The 8,119-nt window shown below is 65.3% G+C and carries 7 protein-coding genes and 4 pseudogenes; 6 read left to right on the top strand and 5 right to left on the bottom strand.

The window, feature by feature from the left end:
- The first annotated feature begins 31 nt into the window (after window positions 1-31).
- Window positions 32-1,123 carry an aminotransferase class V-fold PLP-dependent enzyme gene (locus BLV39_RS39440; RefSeq protein ID WP_204082989.1) on the top strand — a complete coding sequence of 364 codons (1,092 nt, stop codon included), beginning with the start codon at window positions 32-34 and terminating at the stop codon, window positions 1,121-1,123.
- 1,326 nt (window positions 1,124-2,449) lie between these two features.
- On the opposite strand, the pseudogene BLV39_RS44640 reads toward BLV39_RS39440, so the two are convergent.
- A pseudogene (locus BLV39_RS44640) lies at window positions 2,450-2,686 on the bottom strand (IS630 family transposase); the annotation flags it as partial.
- A 347-nt stretch (window positions 2,687-3,033) separates the two neighbouring features.
- On the opposite strand from BLV39_RS44640, the gene BLV39_RS39450 reads away from it, so the two are divergent.
- Both BLV39_RS39450 and BLV39_RS45275 read left to right on the top strand, forming a co-directional pair.
- On the top strand, window positions 3,034-3,837 hold the full coding sequence (locus BLV39_RS39450; protein ID WP_176985324.1) for an META domain-containing protein: 804 nt from the start codon (window positions 3,034-3,036) through the stop codon (window positions 3,835-3,837).
- 272 nt (window positions 3,838-4,109) lie between these two features.
- A pseudogene (locus BLV39_RS45275) lies at window positions 4,110-4,208 on the top strand (transposase); the annotation flags it as partial.
- Here BLV39_RS45275 and BLV39_RS43445 read toward each other — a convergent pair.
- Both BLV39_RS43445 and BLV39_RS39460 read right to left on the bottom strand, forming a co-directional pair.
- Window positions 4,197-4,721, bottom strand: coding sequence for a hypothetical protein (locus BLV39_RS43445; RefSeq protein ID WP_176985271.1), 525 nt, complete (start codon window positions 4,719-4,721; stop codon window positions 4,197-4,199). The pseudogene BLV39_RS45275 and the gene BLV39_RS43445 overlap by 12 nt on opposite strands.
- A 20-nt stretch (window positions 4,722-4,741) precedes the next feature.
- Window positions 4,742-4,990, bottom strand: coding sequence for a hypothetical protein (locus tag BLV39_RS39460; protein WP_239084054.1), 249 nt, complete (start codon window positions 4,988-4,990; stop codon window positions 4,742-4,744).
- 697 nt (window positions 4,991-5,687) lie between these two features.
- On the opposite strand from BLV39_RS39460, the pseudogene BLV39_RS45280 reads away from it, so the two are divergent.
- The 3 genes and pseudogenes from BLV39_RS45280 to BLV39_RS42735 form a co-directional block, all read left to right on the top strand.
- Window positions 5,688-6,044: pseudogene (locus tag BLV39_RS45280) on the top strand (alpha/beta fold hydrolase); the annotation flags it as partial.
- A 73-nt stretch (window positions 6,045-6,117) separates the two neighbouring features.
- Window positions 6,118-6,531: an alpha/beta fold hydrolase gene (locus BLV39_RS39465; protein ID WP_143050105.1), complete on the top strand. Its 414-nt coding sequence runs from the start codon at window positions 6,118-6,120 to the stop codon at window positions 6,529-6,531.
- Window positions 6,532-7,224: 693 nt separating this feature from the next.
- On the top strand, window positions 7,225-7,497 hold the full coding sequence (locus BLV39_RS42735; RefSeq protein WP_143050106.1) for a hypothetical protein: 273 nt from the start codon (window positions 7,225-7,227) through the stop codon (window positions 7,495-7,497).
- Between the two features lies 1 nt (window position 7,498).
- On the opposite strand, the gene BLV39_RS39470 is transcribed toward BLV39_RS42735, so the two are convergent.
- On the bottom strand, window positions 7,499-7,867 hold the full coding sequence (locus tag BLV39_RS39470; protein ID WP_090804000.1) for an RNA polymerase sigma factor: 369 nt from the start codon (window positions 7,865-7,867) through the stop codon (window positions 7,499-7,501).
- Between the two features lie 57 nt (window positions 7,868-7,924).
- Window positions 7,925-8,119 (bottom strand): annotated as a pseudogene (locus BLV39_RS39475) (nucleotide sugar dehydrogenase); the annotation flags it as partial.

Genomic DNA, 8,119 nt, shown 5'->3' on the forward strand with positions numbered 1-8,119 from the left:
GTTTCGTTCGCATTTCCCGGCCCTCAGCACTATGACCTACCTGGCCTCGTGCAGCCAGGGCGCTCTCTCCGATGCTCTGTCGGACGCGCTCACTGAGTTCCAGCACAGCCTGCTCGAGCTCGGGGACCCCTGGCAGCAATGGCTTGAGCGAGTCGGTGAGGCGCGTCGGCGTTTCGCCGCGCTGATCGGCGCCCACATCGACGAGATAGCGATCGTGTCGTCCGCATCTGAGGGCGCCTACCAGGTGGCCTCGGGACTCGTATGGACGCCGGGGGATTCGGTCGTGACCAGCGACGTGGAGTTTCCCTCGATCGCGCACGTTTGGCTGGCGCAACGCCAGCGGCACGCGAGCGTGCGGTACGCCGACACTGTGGGCGGGTTCGCTACCGTGGAGGGTTACGACCGGGCAATCGACGACTCTGCGCGCCTGGTGTCGGTGCCCCTTGTCAGCTACCGGCATGGGCAGCGGCTCCCGCTGAATGAGATCACCACGCTCGCCCGTCGCCGGGGCGCCCAGGTCTTCATCGACGCGTACCAGGGTGCCGGCATCGAGCCGACCAACGTCGGTCGGCTCGACTGCGACTACCTGGTGAGCGGCGCCTCAAAGTTCCTGCTAGGCATCCCCGGGGTGGCGTTCCTCTACGTACGCCACGGAACGCGCCGCGACCTTGATCCCCAACTGACCGGCTGGTTCGGCCGGGTCGATCCGTTCTCGTTCAATGCCAGGGAGCTGGACTACAGCCGGACTGCCAGGCGCTACGAACTCGGTACTCCGCCGGTATTGGCCGTGTACGGCGCCGTTGCCGGGATGACGCTTCTATCTACAGTGGATCAGCAGGCACTCGCCGTCCACATCACGAGACTCACCGGTCGCCTGCACCGGGAGCTGACCGATCTCGGGGAACAGATCGGCTCGCCGGCTTCCGATGAGTCCCGAGGCCCGCAGGTCGCGGTGCGCGACGACGATCCGATGCGCCTGGCGTCCTACCTGACTGCTCGGCGGATCGTCACAAGTCCCCGCGGGACGTTCGTCCGACTCGCCATCCACTACTACAACAACGACGCAGACATCGATGCTGTCGTTCGGGCGCTCGCCGGCTACAGGTCCCGCCACCGCCGCTAGTACTCCAGCGGCACCTGGTGTGGGCGGAGTCTTCGCTGGGTAGTGAGCGGAGCTCCGCCTGGTGCCTGATTCGCCCGTGCCAGTACGTAAGCAGTTCGCGGGGGCTGTCCAGCAGATAGCCGCCCACGCCGTGGTGCGCGCTCAAGTCGACCAGATCCTGGGTGTTGATCCGGTCCGTCCGCCACAAGTACAGCTCATAGAGTTCCTGCCTACGGCGCGGTGTGGCCTTTTGCGGGCGGCCTGATTACCCATGTTGCTCGCTCAAGGCGTCAACCCGCGCCTCGTGCACCGGGCTGGCCAACAGACGTCGAGCTCGCCCGGCGGCATATCGATAACCCCCTGGCGAGCGCAAAGACATCGCCCATGTAGGCGCCGAGGAACTCGTCATCAGCGCGGAAGAGCCTGCGCACCTTCCCAGGTCGACCAGCGCCCGCAGCCCTTCCAGCCGGTGCATGGTCGGTGAGTCATCGCACGGCGACGACCGCTTGTCGATCACAGCGGTGTTCAGGCGGGTGGCAGCGCGCGGCGATGCCGACCGACGAGCATCAGCCTCGTCGGTTCTGCGGCCGTGTCCGGTCGAGACCATCCTGACGCGACGGGCAAGCTTGGCGGGCACGTCGACCACGTCGATGTGGTCGGTGGTTAGTAGAGCTGTCAGCGTGGCGCCGATGCCAGTGGCGTCTCGCGACGGCGGTCCAGGACGCCTTTGCGGGGTCAACCGCGACGATGACCGGAGTTGGGGCTGGTGACATGGCGGGATCACGGAGGTCTCCGTGGGGGCCGGGGCAGGGAGATCCGGCGAGGCGGACAGACCAACTTCGGGCTAACAGCCTCGCTCGAGCCACTCTCGCTGGCGGCGCTGCGCTGAGCGGGTGCAGCCTGCGGGGATGTTCCAGTTATGGCTGAACAGTGATGCCCGGATGATGGGGCACCGGACGATTACAGCGGAGTTGGTCCTACGGGGTCCAACTCTTACCCTGCCCCCCGGGGTAGCCACCCAAGAGTGCTGGATGGGTGATGGCGGCGTAGCGCTCTTGTGGTGGCACTAAGCGATTGCCGGTGGAGCCGAAACGAAAGCTGCGGCGCGCAAGGACGATCCGCTGGCAGCTCTCATCCTGCTTACCGGCCGGCATAACGCGGGTCCGCACGGACCACCGCCGTTGCTGCCCACAAGCCGCGGCAGACGCTGCAACATGGATGCAGCCGCCGCCTGAACATTGTGCCTGCCTCGTAGCCGTCTGAGTCGTCCTCTCGCAAGATCGACTACACGCCCAAAAGGATCTGCCGTGGCACCGAGTCAGTCAGCGGCTGACCCGGCACCTCCCATTAGACGGCCTTCAGTCGTGGGCGTCCCCAGCGTTGTTGGCGTTCGCTGCGGATGCGAGCGCGTTCGAGGCGTTGGGCGGCCAGGACATCGGGGTGGCGCGCGTTTGTGTTGCGCCAGTGCAGGCACTGCTGCAGGTCGCGGGCCAGAACGGTGTGGTTGAGGCAGTTAGAGCCGGACATCGTGAACCGGCACAGTGGCCCGAACGGGGCCTCGATCGGGTTCGCCCAAGAAACATGACTGTTCGTAACGGTCCATCCCCCGCTTCCGTGACTGGCTCTGCGCCGGCGGATGTCTCTGTCCGTACGTCTGAAGCTGTTGTTGTCGACGGGATGCTGTCACAGCAGCCTGTCGGGGCCGCCATTGTGATGCGGTGCCTACTCACAGGAAGGCCTGAGGCCGACCTTGACCATGCTCGCCTCGTCGGGTCCATGCGTCGGGCCGGGTCAATCGGAGGTCTACCATCCTCTTGCGCACCATGCGACTGGGACGGGCCGAACAACGAGCGATAGTCGTTACAAACTCCGGGTACCGCTTCGGGAGCCGCCGGCGTTTCTGGTCCGTCAAAACGAACATGAAACGGTCCTTGGGTAGCGTTCTCTTCATCCCGTTGCTGATCCTGGCCGCGTGCGCCCACTCAGAGCCGGGCAGAAGGCCCGGCGAACTCGTCGACATTGACGCCTCCGGCCGGCCGCTAGTCGACGGTCGGACGTTCATTGCAACCTTGCTAACCCAGGATGGCGCCGCCAAGCAGGTGGTTGCGGGTACACGGATCCAATTTGAGTTCACTGAGGCGGGCCGGGTTCGCGCGAGCGCCGGCTGCAACATGATTGATGGCGAAGTACATCTGGACGTCGGACAACTAAATGTCGATGAAGTGTCAATAACCAATTTGGGCTGCGAACAACGACGCCATGAACAAGACGAGTGGATCAGCTCATTCCTACAGTCCGGGCCAGCTTGGAAAGTCAATGGTGATGAATTGATCCTCAGTGCGGCCGGAGCTGAGATAAGACTCAAAGACCGAAACGCGCTTGATCCCGACTGGCCCCTTCTTTCGACCAAATGGATGGTTGTCACATTCCTAGCAGATGGCAATGCGAGCTCCGTACCGGGTGGGGTGGAGGCCTACTTGATCTTCGGTACGAATTCCACGGTCACGGGCAAGTCCGGATGCAACGCGATTACTGGCAAAAGTGCAGTAGCAGAAGGCAAGATCGCAGTCGCCGACGTCGTCACGACTGACATGGCCTGCGCGGCCCCGGCCCGCGATATCGAAAGGTTCGTGCTACGGGTCCTTGAGCAGACGATGACGTACAAAATCGAAGCGAACCGCCTGACGCTGGCCACGCCGGACGGCAGCGGTATGCAGTTGGTCGCCTCAGCCTGACTCGAGCGCCTACCGGCCACAGCCGGCTTTAGGGCTAGTGCTCAGACGACGAACTTTCGCGGTGTTGGGGTCAGGCTGCGCGAGTGGCGGGTTGGCCCCAGCGTCGTTGGCGTTGCGCCAGCGTAAGGGACGGCTCGCAACCCGGTGTCTGTCTGTTGAGGATGGTCGGTCAAGATGCCTGGGCGCAGGTGATCACCGCAGCCCACTCTGAGTGGACTTTCCGTTCACTGCGCTGCAGGCTCGGTGTGGACATTGCTGGAGGCGATGGACGGTTCACGGTCCTGCCGCGCCGCTGGGTCGTGGAGAGAACGTTCGGCTGGCTGGTGCGTAACCGGCGCTTGGCCCGCGACCACGAACGACTAACCGCCAGCGGTCTTGACGGCGGCGACGGCAGCGGCGTCGTCCGACTCGGAGAGGTTCAGACGGCCAGAAGGCTCTACCGTGTAGCCCACGGCGCTCATCTGCGGATTGGCCCCCACATACTCGCCGAATGGCTCGATGGATCCGTCCCAACCGTTCCAACCCTGTTGAGCGATCTGGCCGTCAGCGTAGGTGTATGACCAGCGGGCATCGTCTTCGCCCTGGATGTGGACGACTCCCGAGCGAACGAACGGCGCGATCGCCACGTAGAAGGCCGTAGCCTGCCCCGACCACTTGCCGTCTCCCTTGCTGCGAATAAACTCGATCCAGGCTCCGTCGCGAGTGATCGAGGCTGCAGCAAAGTGCGCTATGTCGGCCAGCGTGTCGCATGGAAGAAACGCCTCCATAGACGGGTTGAACCAACCATCTCGCTCGGCCCAAGCGGCTTTGACGGCGGCGACGGCAGCAGCGTCGTCCGACTCGGAGAGGCCCAGACGGCCAGAAGACTCCACCAGGTATCCCACGGCGTTCATCCTATGGACACTCAGGTCCAGCATGCCAAGCAAGCTGCCTTCACGCTCACACACCTGCCGCTACTCCCGAAGGCCGCGCCCGGCCAAAACACCATGCCGACCACGGCGGCGGCGAACAGCGCCGTGCGGCCCTCGGGGTCGAGCAGGTCGACCCGGTTGCCGATGACCGCGTGCACGCTGTCGGGGATCGGCAGGTCGAGCCGCATCTCCAGGAACCAGCCTCGGCCTGACTGGCGCAGCGCGCCCTGTTCGATCAGCATCCGTACGTATTCATGCGCGTAGAGCGGGTTGCCGTCGGCCTTTGCCCTCGGACACAAGAGGATCCGCACGATGCCGGGCCCCAGACCGATGACTCTTCGATGGGGCACTGGGCCACCAGTCGTGAGCCCGAGAACGTCAGCTCATTTGCCTGACTGAACACACGTCAACAGCAACATCGGATGAGCGTGGTCAGCCACCCGCGGCGCCCGTCGACGAAGTGCAAGGCTCGTCGCGGATACTGATTGGGCTGGCCCCGGCGATGGCATCCACAAACCTTCGCCGGGGCCGCACCTTGTGGTTGCGTCAGTCGCGGTTGCTGGGCAGGCCCTCAGTCATCGCGTTGAGTCGTCGCGCGCAGGTTCGAACCCCACCTCGACGGGCCGAAATGCACCCCCAGGCGGACCGAGGCGGACGCTTTGAGCTGGGAAAATGCGATCGACGCGTAGGGCTACCTCGATGGCGGGATGCAGTCCACAGCTGCGCACGGTCCGGTCGGTTGTCCCTGGTCAGTGACGTCTATGTGGGGGACTGGCAGCGGTCGTGGGTGTTGGTTGGTAGGCGATGGGCGCGGACCCTGCGCAAAGGTGATCAGGCCCCGCGCGTTGATCGCATAGGTGCCCTACCGTGGGGTGTCCGTCGGACAGTGGCGCTCCGGGTGATGGCGGCCAGGGTGAGGATGTACACGTGATATCCGGCGTGATCACCCTAGCTGAGGGCAGGCCGTTGAGTTGGCATGAGTTCGGAGACCCGGACGGACCCCCGGTTCCCTACACAGCACGGACGCCGGTATCGGGCCTGGGCGGAGCCTGCTACGACGAGGCCGCGCGGAGAGCCGGCCTGCGGTGGATCTCGCCGGACAATCCCGGCTACGGCGCCTCGGGTCACCAGCGCAGCCGCAGCCTGGCCAGCTGGAGTGATGACCTGCTCGCGTTGGCCGGTCATCTCGGCCTGGGTCGGTTCGCGCTGGTGGGCGAGTCCGGCGGTGCCCCGTTCACATTGGCCGCTGCGCATCAGCTTGCGGGCCGGGTCAGTGTTGTCGCTCTCATCGCCGCGGGCGGACCGATGGGCCCGGCCGAGCGAGTGGGCATGACGGCGAACGCGCGGGTCATGAATTGGTGCGCCAGGAATGCGCCTGCGCTCAACACGTTGCGTGTCGCAGCGATGCGTCGGGAGCTTCAGCCCGAAGAACCGGGAGCGTGCCCTGCACGGCGCGATGGGTGCCGCACCGGTTGCCGCGCACGGTGCTGCCGTACGCATCGAGTTCGAAGCTGTTGCTCACGCGCTGCGGCGGGGGACCCGTGCCACAGTGCAGGAGCTCGCCCTGATCAAGCGCGAGCGGACGTTTCCGTTCATCGAGGTCGCCACGCCGGTGCATCTTTGGCACGGCGCTCGCGACCGTAACGCGCCGATCGCTTTCGCCCGTCGGCTCGCGCGCGAACTACCGGACGCCACCCTGCACGTCAGCGACTCATCGGGGCACGATGTCGGCGTCGATCGCAGCGGCGAGGTGATGTCTGTGCTTGCCTCGTACGTCACATAGAGCACAGCCAGCGAAGGGCAATGACCGACCGCGGGACACGACCTGGTCGAGGACACATGTCCACGAGACAAACCCCAGCTCGTAGGTCAGCGCCCCGTAGGTTCGTGGCGCGCAGATCCGCGCCCGTAGGTGGGCGAGTCTGAGATCTGCCACCACAGGTCGGAGCCGGCAAGCTGCGCACTGTCCTCGGCATAAGCGTGAGGTCGCCATCTACCAGGACAAGAGGTGACGATGTCGACGCGTAGTCCAGGACCTGGTGGCCAACGCTCGACGGAGCGCGGATCTTAGAACGCGCTTAAAGACCCAGCTTTGACTGCGATGTAGCCAGCAAATCTTCATCGGGGTCTGCCCACGTGATCTTGCTGCTCCGCGGAGACGGCGGCCATTCTGGCCAAGGGCGGCGCCGAGGCCGAGAACGTGTAAGGCCGAACCGGATTCCCATCCCACCAACCGGCAATTCACGCTCCCCCATTTCACTAAGCAACCAGCGCACCTGTGAGAGAGCCGCTGCTTTGACGCCTGTGATCCACCGATGGGAGGCCGATGACGGGCGCTGGCAGGATCACGGCGGCCAACCAGGTGGGGAGTCATACCCGCCTACCAGGGCGGGGGAACCACCCCCTGGTCGTCGGCAACCGATTTGGTCTTAGCGCGAAAGGGCTCGTTGTGAAGCTTGCTACCAAATTTACCGCTGTGGCATTGTTCGCCACTGCAGGCGTCGCGGTGGTCGCGACGCCTGCACAAGCGTATCCAGGTAACTGTGTTGCCCGCGACGTCACCAACGAGGCTTTCGCGGTCTGCTCCTCCGGCTCCGGCTATTATCAGGCGGCAACCCAGTGCGACGCCCCTTGGTACAAGCTTGACTACCGTCGCCTGGGTAGCGTCGAAACCATCGGCTACTACTCGTGGGCAACCTGCAACGCCGGTGACGATGCCTACAATCCCGTGGCCATTCTCCACGGGTAGCTCATCGAGGTGAACTCAACAAGGGCCGTTGGCGGGGTGGCAGGTGGGCGAGCAGGCGGAGGACGTCGTGCTGTTGCTCGAAGGCGGTGATGGCGTTGCTGCCTGGCGCGTAGCAGCGGTCCGCCGTCGACGAGCTCGACCGACTCCGGTCCGTCGGCCAGGCGGCGCCGCCACCAGGTGCGGGCTGCGACCCGGCGGACCCAGGCCCGCGGCGCCCAGATGGTCGACCACCGCCGTAGGCATCGATCATCGCCTCCTGGGCGACGTCGGCGGCGTCGGCGAGGCGGGCGCCCTGCCAGGTCGGGAACCTGACGAGGGCGGGCGCCTCGGCCCGATAGACGTCGTCGAACCCGTCCGGTGCGTCGGGCATCGGCCGGGTCAGTGGGCCGGCGGTGGTCTCTGTGCGCCGGGCGGGTCCTCGGGCGGTTCACGCCGGTCGGTCAGTGTCCACAGTGGCGTAATCCGGGTGCGGCGCGGCGATGACCAGCAGATCGGACCGTTTCAGGACCTCGTCGTACGGGGTGAGTCGGTCGTCGACGACGTACGGGTCGGTGCACAGCGTCTCGCGGGTCTTCATCATCAGGATCTTGCGCAGCTTGTACGCCAGGCTCTCGCGCGGGTC

The sequence above is a fragment of the Asanoa ishikariensis genome (assembly GCF_900107455.1).
Classification (GTDB): domain Bacteria; phylum Actinomycetota; class Actinomycetes; order Mycobacteriales; family Micromonosporaceae; genus Asanoa; species Asanoa ishikariensis.

Bases quoted from the DNA above. Each gene is read 5' to 3' on its own strand.
- BLV39_RS39440 (WP_204082989.1), top strand. From the start codon at position 32: ATGACCTACCTGGCCTCGTGCAGCCAGGGCGCTCTCTCCGATGCTCTG.
- BLV39_RS39465 (WP_143050105.1), top strand. From the start codon at position 6,118: ATGCGCCTGCGCTCAACACGTTGCGTGTCGCAGCGATGCGTCGGGAGC.
- BLV39_RS39460 (WP_239084054.1), bottom strand. From the start codon at position 4,990: ATGCTGATCGAACAGGGCGCGCTGCGCCAGTCAGGCCGAGGCTGGTTC.
- BLV39_RS39470 (WP_090804000.1), bottom strand. From the start codon at position 7,867: ATGCCCGACGCACCGGACGGGTTCGACGACGTCTATCGGGCCGAGGCG.